21 protein-coding genes are annotated in these 20,250 nt (G+C 60.7%); 14 read left to right on the forward strand and 7 right to left on the reverse strand.

Going from position 1 to position 20,250, the window contains the following annotated elements:
• The first annotated feature begins 3 nt into the window (after nt 1–3).
• The 5 genes from CAL20_RS17630 (at nt 4) to CAL20_RS17650 (ending at nt 4,830) form a co-directional block, all read left to right on the forward strand.
• On the forward strand, nt 4–693 hold the full coding sequence (locus CAL20_RS17630; protein WP_373558310.1) for a PepSY-associated TM helix domain-containing protein: 690 nt from the start codon (nt 4–6) through the stop codon (nt 691–693).
• A 23-nt stretch (nt 694–716) separates the two neighbouring features.
• Entirely contained in the window at nt 717–1,232 is a 516-nt protein-coding gene (locus CAL20_RS17635) for a DUF2271 domain-containing protein (RefSeq protein ID WP_094838523.1), read from the forward strand.
• 173 nt (nt 1,233–1,405) lie between these two features.
• A complete protein-coding gene (locus CAL20_RS17640) occupies nt 1,406–2,206 on the forward strand; it encodes a DUF4198 domain-containing protein (RefSeq protein ID WP_094822207.1) in 801 nt (266 codons plus the stop codon).
• Nucleotides 2,207–2,407: 201 nt separating this feature from the next.
• Nucleotides 2,408–3,400: an FAD:protein FMN transferase gene (locus tag CAL20_RS17645; RefSeq protein ID WP_094838606.1), complete on the forward strand. Its 993-nt coding sequence runs from the start codon at nt 2,408–2,410 to the stop codon at nt 3,398–3,400.
• Nucleotides 3,401–3,438: 38 nt separating this feature from the next.
• Entirely contained in the window at nt 3,439–4,830 is a 1,392-nt protein-coding gene (locus CAL20_RS17650; protein WP_094838524.1) for a sulfite reductase subunit alpha, read from the forward strand.
• Nucleotides 4,831–4,902: 72 nt separating this feature from the next.
• Here the strand turns inward: CAL20_RS17650 and clpB are convergent, their stop codons facing one another.
• Entirely contained in the window at nt 4,903–7,497 is a 2,595-nt protein-coding gene (gene clpB, locus CAL20_RS17655; RefSeq protein ID WP_094838525.1) for an ATP-dependent chaperone ClpB, read from the reverse strand.
• Nucleotides 7,498–7,790: 293 nt separating this feature from the next.
• Here clpB and CAL20_RS17660 point away from each other — a divergent pair, with 293 nt between their 5' ends.
• On the forward strand, nt 7,791–8,519 hold the full coding sequence (locus CAL20_RS17660) for a helix-turn-helix domain-containing protein (RefSeq protein WP_094822210.1): 729 nt from the start codon (nt 7,791–7,793) through the stop codon (nt 8,517–8,519).
• A gap of 11 nt (nt 8,520–8,530) precedes the next feature.
• Nucleotides 8,531–9,691 carry a hypothetical protein gene (locus CAL20_RS17665; protein ID WP_256981596.1) on the forward strand — a complete coding sequence of 387 codons (1,161 nt, stop codon included), beginning with the start codon at nt 8,531–8,533 and terminating at the stop codon, nt 9,689–9,691.
• Here CAL20_RS17665 and CAL20_RS17670 read toward each other — a convergent pair.
• From CAL20_RS17670 to CAL20_RS17685, 4 genes are all read right to left on the reverse strand, one after another.
• Nucleotides 9,675–9,908, reverse strand: coding sequence for a DUF3820 family protein (locus tag CAL20_RS17670; RefSeq protein WP_094822212.1), 234 nt, complete (start codon nt 9,906–9,908; stop codon nt 9,675–9,677). The two genes, CAL20_RS17665 and CAL20_RS17670, sit on opposite strands and share 17 nt — an antisense overlap.
• A complete protein-coding gene (locus tag CAL20_RS17675) occupies nt 9,889–10,488 on the reverse strand; it encodes an NUDIX domain-containing protein (RefSeq protein ID WP_094838527.1) in 600 nt (199 codons plus the stop codon). Before CAL20_RS17675 ends, CAL20_RS17670 begins: the two co-directional genes overlap by 20 nt.
• Nucleotides 10,489–10,620: 132 nt before the next feature.
• On the reverse strand, nt 10,621–10,962 hold the full coding sequence (locus CAL20_RS17680) for a hypothetical protein (RefSeq protein WP_373558311.1): 342 nt from the start codon (nt 10,960–10,962) through the stop codon (nt 10,621–10,623).
• 178 nt (nt 10,963–11,140) lie between these two features.
• Nucleotides 11,141–11,335, reverse strand: a complete 195-nt coding sequence (locus CAL20_RS17685; protein WP_094822258.1) for an oxidoreductase-like domain-containing protein — start codon at nt 11,333–11,335, stop codon at nt 11,141–11,143.
• 120 nt (nt 11,336–11,455) lie between these two features.
• Between CAL20_RS17685 and CAL20_RS17690 the strand changes: the two genes are divergently transcribed.
• A complete protein-coding gene (locus tag CAL20_RS17690; RefSeq protein ID WP_094838528.1) occupies nt 11,456–12,259 on the forward strand; it encodes a helix-turn-helix transcriptional regulator in 804 nt (267 codons plus the stop codon).
• Nucleotides 12,260–12,330: 71 nt separating this feature from the next.
• Complete coding sequence (locus tag CAL20_RS17695; RefSeq protein ID WP_094838529.1) at nt 12,331–12,987, forward strand: LysE family translocator; 657 nt, start codon at nt 12,331–12,333, stop codon at nt 12,985–12,987.
• Nucleotides 12,988–13,013: 26 nt separating this feature from the next.
• On the opposite strand, the gene CAL20_RS17700 is transcribed toward CAL20_RS17695, so the two are convergent.
• Together CAL20_RS17700 and CAL20_RS17705 are read right to left on the reverse strand one after the other, a co-directional pair.
• Nucleotides 13,014–13,436, reverse strand: coding sequence for an organic hydroperoxide resistance protein (locus tag CAL20_RS17700; RefSeq protein WP_094822217.1), 423 nt, complete (start codon nt 13,434–13,436; stop codon nt 13,014–13,016).
• A 149-nt stretch (nt 13,437–13,585) separates the two neighbouring features.
• Nucleotides 13,586–14,050, reverse strand: coding sequence for a MarR family winged helix-turn-helix transcriptional regulator (locus tag CAL20_RS17705; RefSeq protein ID WP_094822218.1), 465 nt, complete (start codon nt 14,048–14,050; stop codon nt 13,586–13,588).
• A 276-nt stretch (nt 14,051–14,326) separates the two neighbouring features.
• On the opposite strand from CAL20_RS17705, the gene CAL20_RS17710 reads away from it, so the two are divergent.
• The 5 genes from CAL20_RS17710 to CAL20_RS17730 all read left to right on the forward strand — a co-directional run bounded on the left by CAL20_RS17710 (nt 14,327) and on the right by CAL20_RS17730 (nt 20,140).
• Nucleotides 14,327–14,590 (forward strand): hypothetical protein, encoded by a 264-nt coding sequence (locus CAL20_RS17710; RefSeq protein WP_094822219.1) that lies wholly within the window; start codon nt 14,327–14,329, stop codon nt 14,588–14,590.
• A 56-nt stretch (nt 14,591–14,646) separates the two neighbouring features.
• On the forward strand, nt 14,647–15,063 hold the full coding sequence (locus CAL20_RS17715) for a DUF2946 family protein (protein ID WP_094822220.1): 417 nt from the start codon (nt 14,647–14,649) through the stop codon (nt 15,061–15,063).
• 59 nt (nt 15,064–15,122) lie between these two features.
• Nucleotides 15,123–17,258 (forward strand): TonB-dependent receptor, encoded by a 2,136-nt coding sequence (locus CAL20_RS17720; RefSeq protein WP_094838530.1) that lies wholly within the window; start codon nt 15,123–15,125, stop codon nt 17,256–17,258.
• 57 nt (nt 17,259–17,315) lie between these two features.
• Nucleotides 17,316–18,674 carry a PepSY-associated TM helix domain-containing protein gene (locus CAL20_RS17725; protein ID WP_094838531.1) on the forward strand — a complete coding sequence of 453 codons (1,359 nt, stop codon included), beginning with the start codon at nt 17,316–17,318 and terminating at the stop codon, nt 18,672–18,674.
• A 356-nt stretch (nt 18,675–19,030) separates the two neighbouring features.
• A complete protein-coding gene (locus CAL20_RS17730; RefSeq protein WP_094838607.1) occupies nt 19,031–20,140 on the forward strand; it encodes a porin in 1,110 nt (369 codons plus the stop codon).
• Nucleotides 20,141–20,250 lie beyond the last annotated feature (110 nt).

Here is a 20,250-nt window from a genome sequence, read left to right on the forward strand (position 1 = left end):
TGTATATTTGAGACCCATTCTCATTTAAGTGCTAGAATCCGCAGCCTTAGCGCAATATTGGTCATGGACAGTCAACCCGCCTCTCGCCGACGAGCCTACTGGCTCAAAACACTACACCAATGGCATTGGATCAGTTCCGCATTATGCCTCTTGGGCATGTTGTTGTTCGCGATCACGGGATTGACGCTCAATAACGCCTCGTCGATCAGCGTCACCCCCGCGGTCACCACACACGACGCACAACTGCCCGCCGCGCTGCTGGCCGAGCTGAAGGCCGTCGACACCTCGGATAAACGTGCGTCCGTCCCCGCCCCGATCGTGCAGTGGCTCGACAGCGAAGTCCACGCACAAGTCGCCGGCAGCTCTCCGGAATGGTCTCCAGACGAACTCTACATTTCGCTGCCCCGCCCGGGCGGCGATGCCTGGCTGTCCATTGACTTGAACGATGGCGCCGTCGAGTACGAACAAACCGACCGGGGCTGGATCGCCTATCTGAACGACCTGCACAAAGGGCGTCACACCGGTACGGCCTGGAGCTGGTTCCTCGATATTTTCGCGATTGCCTGTCTGGTGTTCTCGATCACGGGGCTGGTCCTGCTGCAACTGCACGCCGGCCAGCGCGCCGCGACCTGGCCGATGGTGGGCTTGGGTGTCGTGATTCCTGTGGTGTTGGCACTGCTTTTCATCCATTGAAGACCGCAAGGTCTGGAGACTTTATGCGCAAGCTGCTGTTATCGGCCCTGCTGGCCGGCCTGATCGCCCGAACGGCCCAGGCCGCCGATCTGGGCCTGAACATTGAGATTCCGCGATTGGATGTCGCCGAATATCACCGCCCCTACGTCGCCATCTGGCTCGAAACCGCCAATCAGAATGCCGTGGGCGACCTGGCGGTGTGGTACGACGTGGCCATGAAAAACAACGAAGGCGCCGAATGGCTGAAAGACATCCGCCAATGGTGGCGCCGTAGCGGCCGAGACCAGCAGTTCCCGGTCGATGGCGTCAGCGGCGCAACGCGGCCTGCCGGTAAACACGAACTCTCGTTTGCCGGCTCCAAGAAGCCATTGGCCGAACTCAAGCCCGGCCACTATGCCGTTGTCGTCGAGGCCGCGCGCGAAGTCGGTGGGCGCGAACTCGTGCGCATCCCGTTCGACTGGCCGCCGAGCAAGGCCGAGCAGCTGACCGCCAAAGGCGAACATGAGCTAGGCACCATAGCCGTCAGCCTGAAGCCCTGAGGCCGTCACTGTCCGAAAGCCGTCCCCATGCACATGACTACTGCCTTCGACACCGATGCACCTATACGTGCTGTCAAACCGAGGGCAATTCAAATCAGAACAAACCTGCAGCCTGATGGCTGCGCCCATATCCGCCCCGACACATATGTCGGAGCCTCCCGGAGCAACAACGGATGAAAACCGCTATTCGATTCGCCGCCGCATTGGCCCTCAGCCTGCCTGCCATCGTTCATGCTCACGACACCTGGATGGTGCCTTCCTCCACAGTATTGTCGGGCACTGGGAACTGGATCACCGTCGACGCTGCCGTCGGCAACGACAAGTTTTATTTCAACCACGCCCCGCTACGCCTGGATAACCTGGTGATCGTTGCGCCTGATGGCAAAACCGTCTCCCCCGAAAATGCCAACCGCGGCAAACTGCGCAGCACCTTTGATCTGCAACTGAGCGAGGCCGGCACCTATCGTATCGCCGTGGTCAATGATGGCGTCTTTGCCCGCTGGAAAGAGGATGGCAAGCCCAAGCGTTATTTCGGCAAAGCCGATGGCCTGGACGCCGCTGTTCCCGCGCAGGCACAAGACCTGGAAATCGCGGAAAGCGTGGGACGCGTCGAGACTTTTGCCACCGCCGGCAAGCCCAGCGCCATCACCCCATCGGGCAAAGGCCTGGAGCTCGTGCCCGTCACGCACCCGAATGACTTGTACGCCGACGAAACCGCCACGTTCCAGCTGACGGTGGACGGCAAACCGGCAGCAGACCTGGAAGTCAACATCGTCCCCGGCGGCAGCCGCTACCGCGACAAGGTCGGAGAAATCGCACTCAAGACCGATAAAGACGGCAAGTTCCAGATCAAATGGGCGCAACCCGGCCTGTACTGGGTCGAAGCGCGCACCGAAGACGGCAAGACCACGGTCGCCAAGGCCACCAAGCGCCGCCTGTCTTATGTCGCGACGCTGGAAGTCCTGGCGCAATAACGGCGTCACGCAACGGTGTCAAAAATGACCGGCAAACCCTCCTATGCGCCCAGCGGACCGGGCGCAGTGGCTGCCGGTCAGCGCACGGTTTATCGCGTGAGTATTCCCGATAAACCGGCGGGCACACCTGTCAGTGATCACGCGACCTATAACGTGAATGTGCCCCGCGGGCCTGGTACCGTATCCGCCGATTGCCAAACGATGGATCGCACGACCAGCGGCGAACAGCACGCGAATCATACAGCCCCCACCACGCCCGCCCCCGTTGCACTCGCGGGGGCGACCATGGGCACCACATGGTCAGCGCGGCTGGCACTGCCGCAGCATCTCACCGTTGACGCTGTACGTGCCGCCATCCAGCAGGCGCTGGACAAAATCGTCGCGCAAATGAGCACCTGGGACAGCGCCTCAGACCTGTCGCGCTACAACCGCGCGGACCCGGGATGGCAGCCGCTGCCGCACGACTGCCTCCACGTGCTCCAGCACGCGTTGCAATTGGCCGCCGACACAGATGGAGCCTACGATCCCACCATTGGGCCCCTCGTCAATGCCTGGGGATTCGGCCCACCGCCGTATGCCAGCGAGCCGCCCAGCACCGACACCATTTCAGCCCTGCGGCAACGCTGCGGCTGGCAACGCGTGCGACTCGATAGAGACGGCCTGTGCGCCTGGCAGCCTGGCGGCGCGTACCTGGATCTCTCTGCCATCGCCAAGGGCTACGGCGTCGACCTTGCCGCACAGGCGCTGAACGCGCTCGGCGTCACGGACTATCTGATGGAGGTCGGTGGCGAATTGCGTGCGCGAGGCCAACGGCCGGACGGGCGACCTTGGCGAGTCGCCATCGAGGTCCCCGACGGCAGCGACGACCACGCCTTGAATCTCGTCTTATCCGATCTCAGCATTGCGACCTCGGGTGACTATCGACGCTATCGCGATAGCGCCACGGGCCGTTATGCGCATACCGTAGACCCTCGCACGGGGCAGCCCGTCTCTAACGGCGTCGCGTCCGTCACAGTCATCCATGCAGACTGTATGCATGCCGATGCCTTGGCAACCGCATTGACCGTACTGGGCGAACGCGATGGCATGGCCTATGCACAACGTCATCGTCTGGCGGCACTGTTCATTCTGCGTAATGGACACGAGCTGCGACTGGCGGCCAGCGATGCGTTTGCCACGATGGCCACACGATAACCTGCGCATCGCTCGCCTGCCTATCACCGCCCTGCCCCATGCTTGCGCCTCCCACACACCGCCTGCTTTATTCGTGCTGCATCCTCCTCGCGTGGTTGTTGCTCTGCTTCTGGTCCTGGCGCCAGGCCCGCCGCCGTACCGAACAACAGGCCCAGGCCGCACACGAACTGCATGCACCCGCCACCGATCAAACCATCCTCGTCGCTCACGCCAGCCAGACAGGGCAAGCCGAAGCACTCGCGCATCAAACCGCCGAGGCACTGCGCCAGGGCGGACTGTCGGCACGTGTCGCTGCCCTGGGCCAACTCGATCTGGCACTTTTGCGCGCGCATCCCCGCATCCTGATCGTGGCCAGCACTTATGGCGAAGGCGACGCCCCCGACAGCGCAGCGGCTTTTGCGGATACGCTCATGACCCGGAACGATCCGGGCGCCGCCATGCTCAACGGCCTGCAGTATGCCGTTCTTGCGCTCGGCGACAGCGAATACCATCACTATTGCGGTTTTGGCCGCAGGCTCGACACCTGGCTGCGCGATAACGGCGCCACTCCGCTCTTTGATCGTGTCGAAGCCGACAAGGCAGACCCCGCCGCTTTGCGGCACTGGCAACACCACCTGGGACTACTGACCGGCTGCAGTGACCTGCCGGATTGGGAGCCGCCCAACTATCGTCCGTGGAGGCTCGCACAACGCACGCTGCTCAACCCGGATAGCCAAGGCGCGCCCTGCTTTCATCTGATCCTCACTCCCCCCGACGACATCGATGCGTCATGGCAGGCCGGCGACATTGCAGAGATAGGCCCTCGCGACGCACGCGACGGCGCCTTGCATCCGCATCGCGAATATTCCATATCGTCGATTCCCGCGGACGGCGCGGTACATCTACTCGTGCGGCAAATGCGCCACCATGATGGCCGGCTGGGCCTGGGCAGTGGCTGGTTGACGCATATCGCCCAGCCCGGCGACACCATTGATCTGCGCTTGCGCACCAACAGTAATTTTCATCTGCCTGCCGATGACCGCCCATTGATATTGATTGGCAATGGCACAGGTCTGGCCGGTTTGCGCGCGCTCCTCAAAGCCCGCATCGCCGCCGGCCATCATCGCAACTGGTTGATATTTGGCGAACGCAACGCCGCGCATGATTGGTATCACCGCGAAGAAATCGAAGGCTGGCTAGCCGGCGGAAAGCTCGAACGCCTGGATACCGTATTCTCTCGCGACACTGCGGAACGCCGCTACGTACAACACCGCTTGCTGGAGGCCAGCAACACAGTGCGCGACTGGATAGCGGCGAGCTCCGACATCTACGTCTGCGGCAGCCTGCAGGGCATGGCTCAAGGTGTGGACGAAGCCTTAACGCATATCCTAGGGGCAGATGGACTAGCCGCGCTACGCCACGAGAACCGGTACCGGCGCGACGTGTACTAGCTCATGTCCAGGATAAAAAAGGGGGCAACGCGATATCGCGTTGCCCCCTTTTTACTACGACAGCTCAATCACTCACTGCAAGGTGCGTGTGAACACGAACTTGCCGTCTTGCCAGTCGACCGGCACCACATCGCGCGGTCCGAAGTCGCCTTCGAGGATCAGCTTGGCGACCGGGTTTTCGATCTGCTGCTGAATCGCGCGCTTGAGCGGTCGAGCACCGAACACAGGGTCGAACCCGGCACGCGCCAACTCGGTCAATGCCGCATCGGACACCTCGAGGCGCATTTCCTGCCGCTCCAGACGATCGGCCAGACGCTTGAGCTGAATCCGCGCAATCGACTCGATGTGTTGTGCTTCCAACCCGTGGAATACCACTACCTCGTCGATACGGTTCAGGAACTCCGGACGGAACGATTGCTTCAGTTCATCCCACACGACTTCCTTGATCACTTCGTAAGGCTGCCCCGCCATGCTCTGGATATGTTGCGACCCCAAGTTGGACGTCATCACAATCACCGTATTGCGGAAATCCACCGTACGGCCTTGACCATCGGTCAGGCGACCATCGTCCAGGACTTGCAACAGCACGTTGAACACATCGGGGTGGGCTTTTTCCACCTCGTCCAGCAACACCACGCTGTACGGCTTGCGGCGTACCGCTTCGGTCAGATAACCGCCCTCTTCGTAACCCACGTATCCCGGTGGCGCACCGATCAAACGCGCGACAGAGTGTTTTTCCATGAACTCACTCATGTCGATACGTATCAGGTGCTCTTCGGAATCGAACAAGAAATCCGCCAACGCACGCGTCAGCTCGGTCTTGCCCACACCGGTCGGCCCGAGGAACAGGAATGAGCCATACGGACGCGAGGGATCCGCCAGACCGGCACGCGAACGGCGAATCGCGTCGGATACCAGCCGGACGGCTTCGTCCTGCCCTACCACGCGCTTGTGCAGATGGTCTTCCATTTGCAGCAATTTTTCGCGTTCACCCTGCATCATCTTGGCCACGGGGATGCCCGTCGCACGCGATACGACCTCGGCGATTTCCTCTGCACCGACTTGCGTACGCAGCAAACGAGGTTTGTCCGTGTCGGCCTGCTCGCTTTGCTCCGCACTGTCGGCCGCGCTCAAGCGCGCCTCGAGCTCGGGCAGCTTGCCGTATTGCAGCTCTGCCAATTTGTCGAATTGCCCTTTACGTTGCAACTCGGCCATTTCGGCGCGCACGCGGTCGATTTCTTCCTTGATGGCTTGCGTGCCTTGTACAGCAGCCTTTTCGGCTTTCCAGATTTCCTCGTAGTCGTTGTACTCGCGTTGCAGCTTTTCGAGTTCCTCTTCGATCACGGCGAGGCGGCGCTTGGAACCCTCGTCGGTTTCCTTGCGTACGGCTTCGCGTTCGATCTTCAGCTGAATGATGCGTCGATCCAGACGGTCCATCACCTCGGGCTTGGAGTCGATCTCCATACGGATGCGCGCGCCGGCCTCATCGATCAAGTCGATGGCCTTGTCCGGCAAGAAACGATCCGTAATGTAGCGATGCGACAACTCGGCCGCGGCCACAATCGCAGGATCGGTGATCTCGACACCGTGGTGAATTTCGTAACGTTCCTGCAACCCACGCAGGATCGCGATCGTCGATTCGACGTCGGGTTCGTTGACCAAGACCTTCTGGAAACGGCGCTCCAGCGCGGCGTCTTTCTCGATGTACTTGCGGTACTCGTCCAGCGTGGTCGCGCCGATGCAATGCAACTCACCCCGCGCCAACGCCGGCTTGAGCATATTGCCCGCATCCATCGCGCCCTCGGCCTTGCCGGCGCCCACCATGGTGTGCAACTCATCGATAAACACGATGTTCTGGCCATCGTCTTGCGCCAGCTCTTTCAGCACGGCTTTCAGACGCTCTTCAAACTCGCCACGGAACTTGGCGCCAGCCAACAGCGCCGCCAGATCGAGCGACAGCACCCGCTTGCCTCGCAGAGTTTCGGGGACTTCGTCATTGACGATACGCTGGGCCAGGCCCTCGACGATGGCGGTCTTGCCCACACCGGGTTCGCCGATCAGCACAGGGTTGTTCTTCGTGCGGCGCTGCAGGATCTGAATCGTGCGGCGGATTTCGTCATCGCGGCCGATCACCGGATCGAGTTTGCCTTCGCGGGCGCGCTCGGTCAGGTCCAGGGTGTATTTGGCCAGTGCCTCACGATTGGACTCGCCCTCGGCGGCAGAGACGTTTTCGCCTCCGCGCACGGCGTCAATCGCAGCCTCAAGCGCTTTCTTTTGCAAACCCGCATCGCGCAGGATCGTACCGGCCGGACCTTTGTCGTCAGCCAGGGCCAGCAAAAACAATTCGCTGGCGATGTACGTATCGCCACGGCGTGCGGCTTCTTTGTCGGTGCGCGTCAGCACGGCCTGCAGGTCACGGCCAACCTGCACGTTGTCGTTGCCCTGCACCTGAGGCAGCGCTTTCAGCGCAGCCTCCAACGCGGCCGGCACGCGGTTAACCGCGACGCCTGCGCGCGCCAGCAAGCTGCCTGCTCCGCTGTCTGTATCGGACAGCAGCGCCGAGAGCACATGCACGGGCTCGATATAGGGATGGTCGTTGCGAGCAGCCAGGCTTTGCGCGTCAGCCAAGGCCTGCTGAAATTTAGTCGTCAGTTTGTCGAATCGCATAAGAGTTGTCGTTAGGCTTGATGGGGAGCCTGACCGGAACTAATACGCGGCTTGGCTCGATGAATAACATGTGCGGATGTTGATCGTTTTTTCAAGGCCTTTCAGGCCCCAAAACGTGGGAATTTCACCGCGATTGCACAATATGTAACAATCCAATTCCTCCTTGATTCCACGGTTCCCGCAGTCGCGGGGCCCACTCACACGGAGCCGCCTTCGGTGGCGCTTACAATAGGGTACAGCTTGTTCATGTCCTTGCGTCTGCGCAAGGCGCCGCACCACTCGCAGCCAACTTTATGCAAAAACGTGTTCCCCTGTCACCAGAATCGCCCAACTGCTCGACGTGCATGCTGGGCCACGTCTGCATTCCCGTCGGGATGGCCGCCGCCGACGTTCAGCAACTGGACAAGCTCGTGCAGGAGCGCATCCGCCTGCCCAAGGGCGCGACGCTCTACACCCAGCAGGACAAATTGGATGCGGTCTACAGCGTACGCTACGGCAGCGTCAAAACCCAGATCGAAGACGCCGCCGGACGTATGCAGATTACCGGCTTTCACCTGCCGGGGGAAATGATAGGCCTGGACGGCATGCTGCACGGGCAGCATGTCTCTACCGCGCTGGCCATGGAAGACACCGAGGTTTGTGTCATCCGCTTGTCTCAAATCGATCATATCGCTGCTCAACTGCCGTCGCTGCAACACCAGATGCGCCGCCTCATGAGCCGCGAACTGGAGCGCTCGTATCAGATGCTGGCCTCGCTGGGCAGCCTGCAATCCGAGCAGCGCCTGGCGGGCTTTTTGCTCAACCTGTCGCAACGCTATGCCGCGCTTGGGTATTCTTCCACCGAATTCGTGCTGCGCATGACCCGCGAGGAAATCGGCAACTTTCTCGGACTGACCCTAGAGACCACCAGCCGATTGTTTTCGCGGCTGGCCCGCGAAAACCTGATCGCGATCCGTCAACGTCAAGTCCAATTGCTGGACATCCCTGCGTTAAAGCAACTATTGGGACAAGAAACTTGCTGAACGCGGTGAGCGTGCCTCGTCTCTCATCGTATCCGGGTTCGTGCGGCTCGGCGATGATGGCGCTGATGCTGGCACTGACACTGGCTGCTGGCACTGCCGCAGCCCAAACGCCGCTGCCTCCGCCGTACAACTATGACGAACCGCTGCCCAAAGGGCCGCGCCCGCTGCCCGCATGGCAATATCTGACGTTGGGCGAGGCCAAGCACAGCTACCGGATGCCGGTCTACGCCAACCATAAACTCGGCAAAGGCCTGAAAGGCATACGCCGCGTCATTGTCGTACTGCCAGGTGCCCGCCGCGATGCCGGGCAGCATTACCAGGATATCGAGGCCCTCGTTAACCGCGATCCCGCTCACAAAACCGATACGCTGGTCCTGGCGCTGGAGTTTCCCACCTCCGTCGATGCCGACTTTGCGAAACTCCCTGCCTGGCGCAAATCCAGTTGGGAAGTCGGTGGCAAAAGCATCCAGGCGTCGGGGCGCCCGGGGCCGATCAGCGCGTTTCAAGTGCTCGACGATATCGTGCAATGGCTGGCCGATCGCAAGGCGATCCCGGCACTCTCCGACATCGTGCTGGCTGCGCATGGCAGCGGCGCGCAGTTGCTGCAGCGCTATGCGATCCTCAATGATCTGGACGGCGCCGTGCGCCGCGAGGGCTTGGGACTGCGCTATATCGTGGCAAACGCGGCGTCCTATCTGTACCTGACAGATGAGCGCCCTCGCCGCACGAGCGGAGGCTATGCCTCTTACGAGCGGGGCATCTGCCCGACCTATAACCAATATCCCTACGGGCCGCAACAGCTTCCTGCCTACGCCAGCGACTCCAGCCCTGCCAGCCTGTATGTGCGTTACGCCTCGCGCGATATGGTCTATCTATTGGGCAGCGCGGACAACAATCCCGAGGATCACGGGTTGGACAAACATTGCGCGGCCGAGGCTCAGGGCGCCACCCGGCTGTCGCGCGGCCTGGGCTATCTGCGCTATGACCACCTGCTGGCACATCGGGGCAGCACGCCTATCAACCTCACGCACACGCCCCAGCGAGTCATGGGCGTCGGACACGACGCCACGGCGATGTTCGGTTCACAATGCGGCACACAGGCCTTGCTGGGTCAGGACGCGCGCATTGCAGAGCGCGCGGCCTCGTGCGAAGCCATTACGCCGGCTTCTTGAGCCCTGCCTGTCGGCGCAGCGGTTGCAGCAACGCCGACAGACCATTGTGGTCCAACTCGTGCATCAGCGCCAATAGCCGGCCAATCTGTCCAGGCGGAAATCCCTTGCGCGCAAACCACGCCAAATAAGGTCCCGGCAGATCTGCGATTAAACGCCCCTGATATTTGCCGAACGGCATCTCCAGCGTGACGAGACGTTCAAGATCTTCCGGATTCATCGTGCGGCTGCCAATCCAACGGCCAATTCCCGGCCAGCACATTTTGCAGCCACAGCGTGCACGTCAGCGTCTTGGCATCCGTCACGCGGCCGCTGCGGCAAGCCTCGGCCAATTCGTCAGGCGCCGTCGCGCGCACCTCCAGGAACTCGTCCTGATCGAGCTGGGCCGTGCCGGCGACCAATCCGCGCGCAAAAAAGATATGAATGATCTCGGTCGAGTAGGAGATCGCCAGATGCATCGCCCCCGCGCTCGCCCATTCCTTGGCCGTATAGCCCGTTTCCTCGAGCAGCTCGCGCTTTGCACACGCCAATGGATCCTCGCCGGGGTCGAGCTTGCCAGCGGGGAACTCGGTCATCACCTGCCCCACCGGGTAACGGAACTGGCGCTCCATCAACACGCGCCCATCCTCGAGCAACGGAATGATCACCACGGCCCCCGGATGCACGATGTACTCGCGCGTGCCCTGCCTGCCATCGGGCAAGCGGACCGTATCGCGACGTGCTTTGAGAAAGCTGCCTTCGCAGAGGGGCTGGCTATCAACCAGCGTTTCAATCAAATGGGCGTCGTCGGCAGCATTCATGAGTCGCGAAATACAAAAACGGATGGAGGAGCGATCAGGTCAAACGCATTGGCTGTGCAGTGACAAAGCAAGCTTGCACTCGGCTCCCCGCACATCAACACGTCGAAACGATCAGCTTACCATCCCCTTGCTTTATTGTTGGCGACGCGCTTCCAGTTCGCGCAGGCATGCGGCAACTTCGTTTTGCATTTGTGCACGATCGACCGCCGAACGATCGGCGTTATTGCGGCAGCGCTGGTATTGGGCCAGGCTCTCCGGCGTATCGCGCACCACGCCAGACGGGGCCGCCGTGCCGGCCTGCGGCTGTTCCGTAATGCGCAATGTCGAGGGCGGTGAGTAACTGCCGTCGCGCGAGGGATAGCTATATTCCTGCGCCTGCTGCGCAGCCTCATGCATCTGTTGAGCCTGTGCCGCCCCCACGGTGCCCATCAGGCAAGCCAAAGCGGTCAAACCGGCAGTTGCGATCGTCTTCATCATGACGTAATCCTTGTTGAAAGATTCGCCGCACCCTCGTCAGGCATCGGCACCTATTTATCGTAACGTCTGGCACCGCGCCTTAGAGCGCAAAAATAGGTGCCAAAGCGCAACAAAATCTCGGCCCTGGTTGCAGGGCTCCCCCTTCACCGGCATCAGACGTCCACGCGCCCGCCATTCACGATGATCCCGGATGACGAGCCCGCCAGGCACGCAAGGCCTCGCGATAAGTTTCCATTTCGTCGTTGTACATGTCGTAAACGCACGGAATACAGCCACTTTGACAACACTCGTTCGGGCCAGGAGGGGTAGGCGGCACAGGTTCGGGATCGTCAGCAGACGCCGAACCCGGCTGCTGTACATCGGAGTCCATATCGGTAGCATGTTTCGAACGATTCATAATCATCATTATCGCTCCATCATCCCGGGAACGCGGCCGGCATCGGCAGTGGTAATCTGTTGCCTATCGCCCCCCGCGTTCCACCCGCTCTCTATGTCCCATCCCCAATTCTGGCGCGACGCGCGGCTGCCCTACGTGGAAAGCCGGCGTGCCGTTAACAGCCGCGCATGCTATGCGACGCACACGCACGACACCGTGTCCATCGGCGCCGTCGACAACGGCCATAGCACCTTTACTTGTGGCAAGGCCTCATATCGGCTCGCCGCCGGCAGTCTGGTCATGGTGCCGTCGCATTGCGCGCACGCCTGCAACCCCGATCCCGACGCGGCATGGAGCTATCAGATGCTGCATCTGGATGCTCAATGGGTTCACGCGTTGCTGGCCGAGAACGATGGGGACGCCGCACTGCCCGATCACGCGGCTGTCAGCCACGCACTGCCAGCCTATCAGCGATTCTGTGAACTCAATGACCTATTGTTTTCCGACGCTGCGCACGCCGACAAAGAATCCGCGCTCATCTTGTATGTAGGGAGCCGTTCATGGCTAGGCCTGCGGCTGGCAGCCCCGACGCCCCCGCTGCTGCCGCATCGCTTCCAACACATCACGACCCTGCTGCGCGAACCCCACAGCCACGACATATCCCTTGCCACGCTGGCAGACATGGCGGGCATGAGCCGTTATCAGTTCATCCGCGCATTCCGCGCGGCGACCGGCATGACGCCCCATGCCTATCAACTGGATCTGCGCATTCTGCACGCCCGCCAATTGTTGCGCCGTGGCCAGAGCCTGAGCCGCATCGCGCAGGACCTGGGTTTTGCAGACCAAAGCCATTTCCAGAGGGCCTTCAAACAGCGAGTCGCCGCCACGCCTGGCCTCTATCAACGCTCGGGCGGCTGAGGCCCCGCAATTTTCTTCAATACGCCATTCTTCTGGCGCAGCAGAATTGCCTCGTTCTCACAAGAGGCAATATGGCAAACGCTTGGCAACTCTTCGCCGTGGTCGCAGGCGCCCATTTCCTGGCGCTGCTCAGCCCTGGTCCTGATTTCTTTTTGATTATCCGCAGCGCGTTGCTACATGGCTGGCGTCCCACCGCGACCGTCTGCTTGGGCATTGCAGTTGCGAACGGCATCTTCATCATATTGGCGATCGGCGGATTTGCTGCGTTGAATCCCTCGGGTGCGCTTTTCCAGTTGCTGCAGGCAGCGGGCTGCCTCTATCTCGCATATCTGGGGGTAGCCCTGCTCCGTCATGCACGCACGGGCGCTGCGTCGCTGCATAGTTCGGCTGTCGTTGGCACGGCCGTGCCGCCGTCTTGGCACCGGCGCTTTGCTATGGGTTTCGGCTCGGGCATTCTGAACCCTAAAAATGCGCTGTTTTATGCCAGCCTGTTCTCGTTATTGGCCGGCGAACATACACCGCCTACCCAGCAATGGGCCTACGGATTGTGGATGTTTGCGGTGGTATTGGGATGGGATTTGCTGGTCTGCGCGGGCATAGGTCACCCGGTCATCGTCGCCGCCATGACCCGCTATAACGCGCTGATCGAGCGTATCACCGGCGTCATATTGCTGCTGATTGCCGGGGGCGGATTATGGTTGCTGGCCGGCGCCCTTGTGACAAAGTAGCACCGGCCATCAACACATTGACTGCCTTACACAATCGTCAGCGTGACATCGATATTGCCGCGAGTGGCATTCGAATACGGGCACACGATGTGCGCGCGTTGCACCAGATCTTCTGCCTGCTCGCGTGCCAGACCCGGCAACGAGATTTTCAGCTCGACTTCGATACCGAAGCCGGTGGGCAGAGGCCCGATACCAACAGCGCCCTCAATGGACGCATCCGCCGGAATCGACAGCTTGTCGCGATTCGCGACGAACTTCATCGCACCGAGAAAGCATGCGGAGTAGCCCGCAGCAAACAATTGTTCAGGGTTCGTGCCGCCGCCAGGCCCCCCCATTTCGCGCGGGACAGCCAGTTTGACGTCCAGGATATTGTCCGACGAGACAGCACGGCCATCACGGCCGCCGGTGGCTTTGGCATGGGCACGGTATACGACTTTTTCGAGAGACATGACAGGTTCCTTTAGTTAACAGAGATAAAACGACAGGCGATTTACTCAACATACGGCTCGCCAGAACCGAATACAAATAGCAAGCAAATTAATCGTGCACTACATACATGGCAAATTCATGGCACACAACACCGGACACCCCAGCCCGCTCATGCATGCGTCATCAAACTTCCCCGCAACTGCTCCAACTGCACTTTCAATGCGGCCAACTCGTCCGGCGCGCATTCCGTCGCGCACAATACCTCGACGGGGACTTGGGCCGCCTTCTGTTTCAGCGCGCGCCCGGCGGAGGTGAGCGCCACGATGACTTGGCGCTCATCCTGCTCGGCGCGGGTGCGGGTCAGCCATCCAGCGGTCTCCATGCGCTTGAGCAAGGGCGTCAAGGTCGCGGAATCCAAAAACAGCCGGCGCCCGATGTCCGTCAGCGTCAACTGATCCTGTTCCCACAGCACCATCATCACCAGGTATTGCGGATACGTCAGATCCAGCGAGCGCAGGAGCTTACGATACACCTTGTTCATCGCCAGCACCGTTGAATGCAGGGCAAAACACAGTTGCTCGTCCAGCAACAGTGATGGCGCATCGGCAGCGGAGGGGCGTGATGAAGTCGTCATGGATTGAATAATACATAGCGCACGATTTAATCGCAAGTTATTTTTATGTAACAGCGCTGCGGCTGCGACAGCTACTCCGCCTGCAGGAGGAAATGCCAGTGCAGACAGGCGTCTCCATCCCGCCGATCTTCATTGACGCGAGAGCGCTGCGGGCTCGGCGGCGCTGGATGCCATCCGTAGAATAGAGAGGTTTTCTATTGTCCTCCCTCCGGGGCCCGCGCTTGCCAGTAGGCGCATCGCAATTTTTCTTCAAATCCATTTTCTTAAAGGCTTTACATGGAAACAGAACTTGATGGCCGCTTGCTCGCCATGCGCCAGACCGTCGCACTGGCCCTGGCGCTGTCCACCCGCAGCAACCCGCAAGCCATCGAATTGGCGCTGGATATTCTGGGCGACTTGCGCGCCAACGTTGACAGCACACCCGCGGACAGCCCCTTTGACGTGCCCGCCTGGACGACCGGGGCGCAAGACGAGCTGGATCAGATCGCGCATCTTGTGCGTGCATTCACGCAGCAGTCTGACAACGAACCCAACGAATAAAGCCGCCTCAATGCATGCCGCGGCCGGCTAGAGCTGTAGTTTAGAATTACAGCACCATGCATCCCGCAAACCGTGCTTTCACATCGATACGCTATCGCGCTGCCATCTGGCTGGCGCTGTGCGTATTTGCGCTGAAAGCACTGGTCCCCCAGGGCTTCATGCCCGGGACTGATCCAAGCGCAACACTGATTCAATTGTGCTCGGCCGCGGGTCCGATATGGATAGAGGGCCCGTCCAAAGCCGGACACGATCATCACCCCTCGCGCCAAGACGCTCAACACGCCGAACAATCGGCCGTCTGTCCCGCTGGCGTAGCGTTGGCTGCATTGCCGCTCTTGCCCACCCTGCCAGGGCTGGTGCCCACCGGCACCATGACGCTGCAAGTCGCAGCGCGCGCTCCGCCACCATTGGCTGACACCTCACCTCAGGGCGCACCGCTCGGTGCGCGCGCCCCTCCTGTCTCACTCGGTTAGTGCTTGATTCCCCGTCGCGCATCGCGACGGCCGCCCTGCCCTTTCTACCGAGAATTTCCATGCCATCCCGTTCCGTCAGGACATCCGTCCTGCCTCGGCGCACGGTCGTTTCCGCGACCGTGGCGCTGCTATTGGCGAGCCCTGGCGCGCGAGCCCAGACCGCCACAATGCCCGCGATTTCTGTATCCAGCGACGCCTTTCCCATCACGCTCAATGAGATCAGCGCAACCGGATCATCGCTATCACTCACGCCCTTTGAGACCCCCGCCAGCCTGGAAATCATCACCAACGAGCAACTGCGCGCGCGCGGCGACGTGACGGTGATGGACGCCATCACGCAAGCGGCCGGCATCAGCGCGTTTCGGCACCCCGGCAACGGCGGTTCATCGCTCTCGTCGCGTGGCTTTACCGACTCGAATTCGGTCGCGATCCTGTACGACGGACTGCGTCAATACGGTGGCCTGGGTCAGACCTTTGTCTACGATCCCTGGTCAGTCGAGCGCATCGAGGTCCTGCGCGGCCCCGCCTCGGTCCTGTATGGCGAGGGCGCCATAGGCGGCGTGGTCAACATCATTCCCAAGAAACCTTCCCGTGGCGCGATTGAAAATGAAATCCAGACCACGATAGGCACCCACGACACCCAGCGCCTGGCGTTCGGCAGCGGCGGTGCGATCGACGACCGATGGTCGTATCGGTTGGATCTCAGCGGCAACCACAGTAATGCCGACATGAGCCTGGGGGATTCGAAAAACGCTGCCGTCACCGCGGCACTGCGGCTCGATGTCTCGCCCGAACTGAATTTCACGCTGACCCAAGCCTACGCGTGGCAAGAGCCGACCCGCTATTTCGGCACGCCCTTGATTGACGGCGACATCGATTATTCCTTGCGCCATCAAAACTACAACGTCGATGACAGCAAGATCATCTATCGTGACCAGCGCACCGAACTGCAGACCGAATGGATGCCCAACGCGCAAACAACTGTACGTGGCCGTGTCTACTACATCGGCAGCGATCGCGACTATCGCAATGCAGAGAACTACACCTGGCAACCCGGCAGCGGCCTGATCGAACGCAGTGCCTACACGGCGATTCAACACGATCAGTCGCAAATCGGCGCGCGGGCCGATGCAGCCTTTCACGGACAGCTATGGGGCCTGCAGAATCAAGTCTCGGTGGGTGGCGAGGTGAATCGCAGCAAACTCACCCACACCAACAACTCACCTTATGGTGGCACGTCTGTCGTTGATCCCTACGAGGTCGATCACGGCGAATTCATCAACGAGGCCGGCACCTCGCCGCGCTATCGCAATACGGCGACTCAGTACGCCCTCTTTGCCGAAGACCGGTTGATGCTGACCGAACGATGGTCGGTATTGGGCGGCGTGCGCTACGACCATATTGATCTGCAACGAGAAGACCTCGTCGCCGGCACCACCGCCTATCGCACCACCTTTACCAATGTGGGCTGGCGAGTCGGATCGGTCTACGACATATTGCCTACGCTCGCGATATATGGGCAATACGCCGAAGCGGCCGACCCGGTCGGCGGATTGTTGCTCTTGTCGCCAGCGAACAAGGACTTCGAACTCTCGACCGGCCGCCAGGTCGAGATTGGACTCAAGCAGACATTCTGGGACAACAAGGGCCAATGGACCTTGGCGGCTTATCACATCCGCAAAAATCATCTCGTCACACGCGACCCCAATGATCCTGCACTACGCGTGCAAGTCGGCAGTCAATCCAGCCGCGGGCTGGAGCTGACCGTAGGCATGGAAATTGCCCGCGATTGGCGCATCGATTTCAACGGAGCGATCCTGGATGCGCACTACGACGACTATGCAGATAGCGTCAACGGCGCCGCCGTCTCGCGCCGAGGCAATGTGCCGCCCGACGTGCCCGAGCGACTGGCCAATCTGTGGGTGAGCTGGAATTTCGCGCCGCAATGGACCGCCAGCGCTGGACTGCGCTATGTGGGCAAACGCTATGCCGACAGCGCCAACGAGCTGGAGATGGCGGCTTACACCACGACGAACCTCGCCTTGCAATGGGAGCCTCGCCGCGACCTGAGCCTGGCCCTGCGAGCCTACAACGTATTCGATAAACAGTACGCCGAGACCGCCTACTACAACCAGACGCAATGGTTGTTGGGCGCCGGACGGCGCGTCGAATTGTCCGCGAACTATCGGTTCTGATCGATCCCTGAATCCTGGCCGGATGCAGACGTTCGGCCTCCAACTATCTGCGTCATCATGAACACTCAAGCAACCACTCTGGATACTGATGCGATACGTCATGTCGACGTTTATCGGGCCGTCTGGCGCTGGCATTTTTATGCCGGCCTGCTAGTCATTCCTTTCTTGATTGTGCTGTCTGTCACCGGCGCGCTGTATCTGTTTCATAACGAGATCGAGAACGCCTGGTATCGCGACCTGAAGTCAGTGTCCGCGCAAAGCGCCCCAGCATTGGCGCCGTCTGCATTGACACAGGCCGCCTTGCAAGCCCACCCTGGCACGCTGGCCAAATACCTGCCGCCCGCCGCACCCGATGCGGCGGCACAAGTCGTCATCAAGCCGGCAGCCGGTGCGAACCTCAGCGTTTATGTCAATCCGTATGACGCTCACGTTCTAGGGGCGATCCCCGAGCGCGGCACGCTGATGTGGACCATACGCCGATTGCACAGCCTGGACTACCTTGGCCCGATCGCCAACGGCGCCATTGAAATCGCCGCAGGCTGGAGCATCCTGCTGGTGCTCACAGGGATCTATCTGTGGTGGCCGCGCGGCCGCAAACAAGGCGTCATCAGCGTACGCAGCACGCCATCCAAACGCGTTTTCTGGCGCGACACGCATGCCGTCACAGGCGTGATCGTGGGCTTTTTCATTCTGTTCCTGGCCACCACCGGCATGCCTTGGTCCATCGTGTGGGGCGCCAAGGTCAACCAATGGGCCAATGGCAACAACTTTGGCTATCCGGCAGGCGTGCGCGTAGCCGTCCCCATGTCGGATGAACACCTCGCACACATGGGACCTACCACATGGTCGCTGGAGCAAGCCCGCATGCCCGCATCCACGCCCGCTCACACCATGGGCGAGCCCATCGGTCTGGACACCGCCGTGAGCATCTTCAATCGGCTAGGCTTGGCGCCGGGTTACGCCATCAACGTGCCGCAAAACTCCACGGGCGTCTACACCGCCTCGGTCTACCCCAACGACCTGGCGCGCCAGCGCGTCGTGCATCTGGATCAATACAGCGGCCAACCGCTATTGGACATGAGCTACGGCGACTATGGGCCGTTGGGCAAGACGCTGGAATGGGGTGTCAATGTACATATGGGGCAGGAATTCGGCCTGGCCAATCAATTAATCCTGTTGGCCGCCTGTCTCGCGATTGTTCTGCTGTGTGTGGCCGGTGCGACCATGTGGTGGAAACGGCGACCGGCGGGCAGTCTGGGCGTGCCTCCCATGCCGGGGACGCGCGGTGCGCTGCGTGGCGTCATGGTGTTAATGGTGATTGGCGGAATCATCTTTCCCCTGGTGGGCGCCTCGCTGCTGGTCATGCTGGCGTTGGACTTGCTGCTGCAACAGCGCAGCAAAAACACTGCCAGCTGAGGATAAAGGCGGCTGCCGCACTACGCATTGACTCGGCAATTCAAGCCGAATATGCACTCGCTGCACGACCACACTCCCATCCTGAACCGCGTTTCGATGCAGAAAAACAACGGCAACGCGCAAGAAACTCTTGCCGTTGCAGCGGCCGCCGCGTTGCTGCACCCGCTCTAGAAAAGGTCTCTCCAAGTATCAGGCGAAATCGTTAGAAATAACTACTTTTAGCCGCAAAATCCTGCAGTTCCCGAATTTGGCGGCAGTCGATGCTTTACCATCAAGCCCTCAGGGATAACGCGCAGGCCTTGAAACAAGACCTGCGCCGTTATCTCTGTTTGTTCAATTCAACGGAGATTTTCTTTATGAAAAAGACGCTACTCGCCGCTGCACTGCTGGCTGGTTTCGCAGGCGCCGCTCAGGCTGAGACGTCGGTCACTCTCTATGGTGTCATCGACACCGGCATCGGCTACAACAAAATCAAAGGCGATGGTTACAGTGGCAGTCGCGTAGGCATGATCAACGGCATTCAAGCCGGTTCGCGCTGGGGTTTGCGTGGTACCGAGGACTTGGGCGATGGTCTGCGCGCCGTATTCCAACTGGAAAGCGGCTTTGATTCCAGCAATGGCAACAGCGCTCAAAACGGCCGTCTGTTCGGCCGTCAAGCCACCATCGGTTTGGCCAACGACAGCTGGGGTACCCTGGAGTTCGGTCGTCAGACCAACATGTCCTCCAAATACCTGGCAGACATCGACCCGTTCTACACCAGCTACACCCAAGCCAACCTGGGCCTGGGTTTCAGCGCCGCGAACACCACCCGTTGGGACAACATGGTGATGTACCGCACGCCGTCGTTCAGCGGTTTTGAATTCGGCGTGGGCTACTCGTTCAACGTGGACGACACCAACAGCAACGAAACCGGTTTCCGTACGGCAGACAACACCCGCGGCATCACCGCCGGTCTGCGCTATCTGAACGGCCCGCTGAACGTCGCCCTGACCTACGATCAACTGAACGCCAGCAACAGCGCCTCGAACATCGATAGCGACGCAACGCCCCGTCAATACGCGGTCGGTGTTTCCTACGACTTTGAAGTCCTGAAGCTTGCCGCCGCCTATGGCCGCACCACCGACGGCTGGTTCACCGGCCAGGACCTGGATTCGGGTACCCCCTTCAGCGACGAATTCGGCGCTAACCGCTTTGTCGATGGCTTCAAGGCCAATTCGTACATGGTGGGCGCGACGGTGCCCATCGGCGGTGCCAGCAACGTGTTCGGTTCGTGGCAGCGTGTGGATCCGTCCAACGACCGCCTGACCGGTGGAGATTCCACCATGAACGTCTGGAGCCTGGGCTACACCTACGACCTGTCCAAGCGTACCAACCTGTACGCCTACGGTTCGTACGGCAAAGACTATGCCTTCATCGACGGCCTGAAGAGCACGGCTGTCGGCGTCGGCCTGCGTCACCGCTTCTAAAGCAAAACCGGCAACAGGCTTGTGCGGCGTGTTGCCGGCATCGGCGGGCTGAATCCCCAGCCCGCCTATTCATATCGACATCGTCAATTCGCGGCAATGTCGTCAGCACC

The organism is Bordetella genomosp. 4 (assembly GCF_002261185.1).
Lineage (GTDB): Bacteria > Pseudomonadota > Gammaproteobacteria > Burkholderiales > Burkholderiaceae_B > Bordetella_A.

Bases quoted from the DNA above. Each gene is read 5' to 3' on its own strand.
- CAL20_RS17635 (WP_094838523.1), top strand. From the start codon at position 717: ATGCGCAAGCTGCTGTTATCGGCCCTGCTGGCCGGCCTGATCGCCCGA.
- CAL20_RS17640 (WP_094822207.1), top strand. From the start codon at position 1,406: ATGAAAACCGCTATTCGATTCGCCGCCGCATTGGCCCTCAGCCTGCCT.
- CAL20_RS17645 (WP_094838606.1), top strand. From the start codon at position 2,408: ATGGATCGCACGACCAGCGGCGAACAGCACGCGAATCATACAGCCCCC.
- CAL20_RS17650 (WP_094838524.1), top strand. From the start codon at position 3,439: ATGCTTGCGCCTCCCACACACCGCCTGCTTTATTCGTGCTGCATCCTC.
- clpB (WP_094838525.1), bottom strand. From the start codon at position 7,497: ATGCGATTCGACAAACTGACGACTAAATTTCAGCAGGCCTTGGCTGAC.
- CAL20_RS17660 (WP_094822210.1), top strand. From the start codon at position 7,791: ATGCAAAAACGTGTTCCCCTGTCACCAGAATCGCCCAACTGCTCGACG.
- CAL20_RS17670 (WP_094822212.1), bottom strand. From the start codon at position 9,908: ATGAATCCGGAAGATCTTGAACGTCTCGTCACGCTGGAGATGCCGTTC.
- CAL20_RS17675 (WP_094838527.1), bottom strand. From the start codon at position 10,488: ATGAATGCTGCCGACGACGCCCATTTGATTGAAACGCTGGTTGATAGC.
- CAL20_RS17680 (WP_373558311.1), bottom strand. From the start codon at position 10,962: ATGAAGACGATCGCAACTGCCGGTTTGACCGCTTTGGCTTGCCTGATG.
- CAL20_RS17685 (WP_094822258.1), bottom strand. From the start codon at position 11,335: ATGGACTCCGATGTACAGCAGCCGGGTTCGGCGTCTGCTGACGATCCC.
- CAL20_RS17690 (WP_094838528.1), top strand. From the start codon at position 11,456: ATGTCCCATCCCCAATTCTGGCGCGACGCGCGGCTGCCCTACGTGGAA.
- CAL20_RS17695 (WP_094838529.1), top strand. From the start codon at position 12,331: ATGGCAAACGCTTGGCAACTCTTCGCCGTGGTCGCAGGCGCCCATTTC.
- CAL20_RS17700 (WP_094822217.1), bottom strand. From the start codon at position 13,436: ATGTCTCTCGAAAAAGTCGTATACCGTGCCCATGCCAAAGCCACCGGC.
- CAL20_RS17705 (WP_094822218.1), bottom strand. From the start codon at position 14,050: ATGACGACTTCATCACGCCCCTCCGCTGCCGATGCGCCATCACTGTTG.
- CAL20_RS17710 (WP_094822219.1), top strand. From the start codon at position 14,327: ATGGAAACAGAACTTGATGGCCGCTTGCTCGCCATGCGCCAGACCGTC.
- CAL20_RS17715 (WP_094822220.1), top strand. From the start codon at position 14,647: ATGCATCCCGCAAACCGTGCTTTCACATCGATACGCTATCGCGCTGCC.
- CAL20_RS17720 (WP_094838530.1), top strand. From the start codon at position 15,123: ATGCCATCCCGTTCCGTCAGGACATCCGTCCTGCCTCGGCGCACGGTC.
- CAL20_RS17725 (WP_094838531.1), top strand. From the start codon at position 17,316: ATGAACACTCAAGCAACCACTCTGGATACTGATGCGATACGTCATGTC.
- CAL20_RS17730 (WP_094838607.1), top strand. From the start codon at position 19,031: ATGAAAAAGACGCTACTCGCCGCTGCACTGCTGGCTGGTTTCGCAGGC.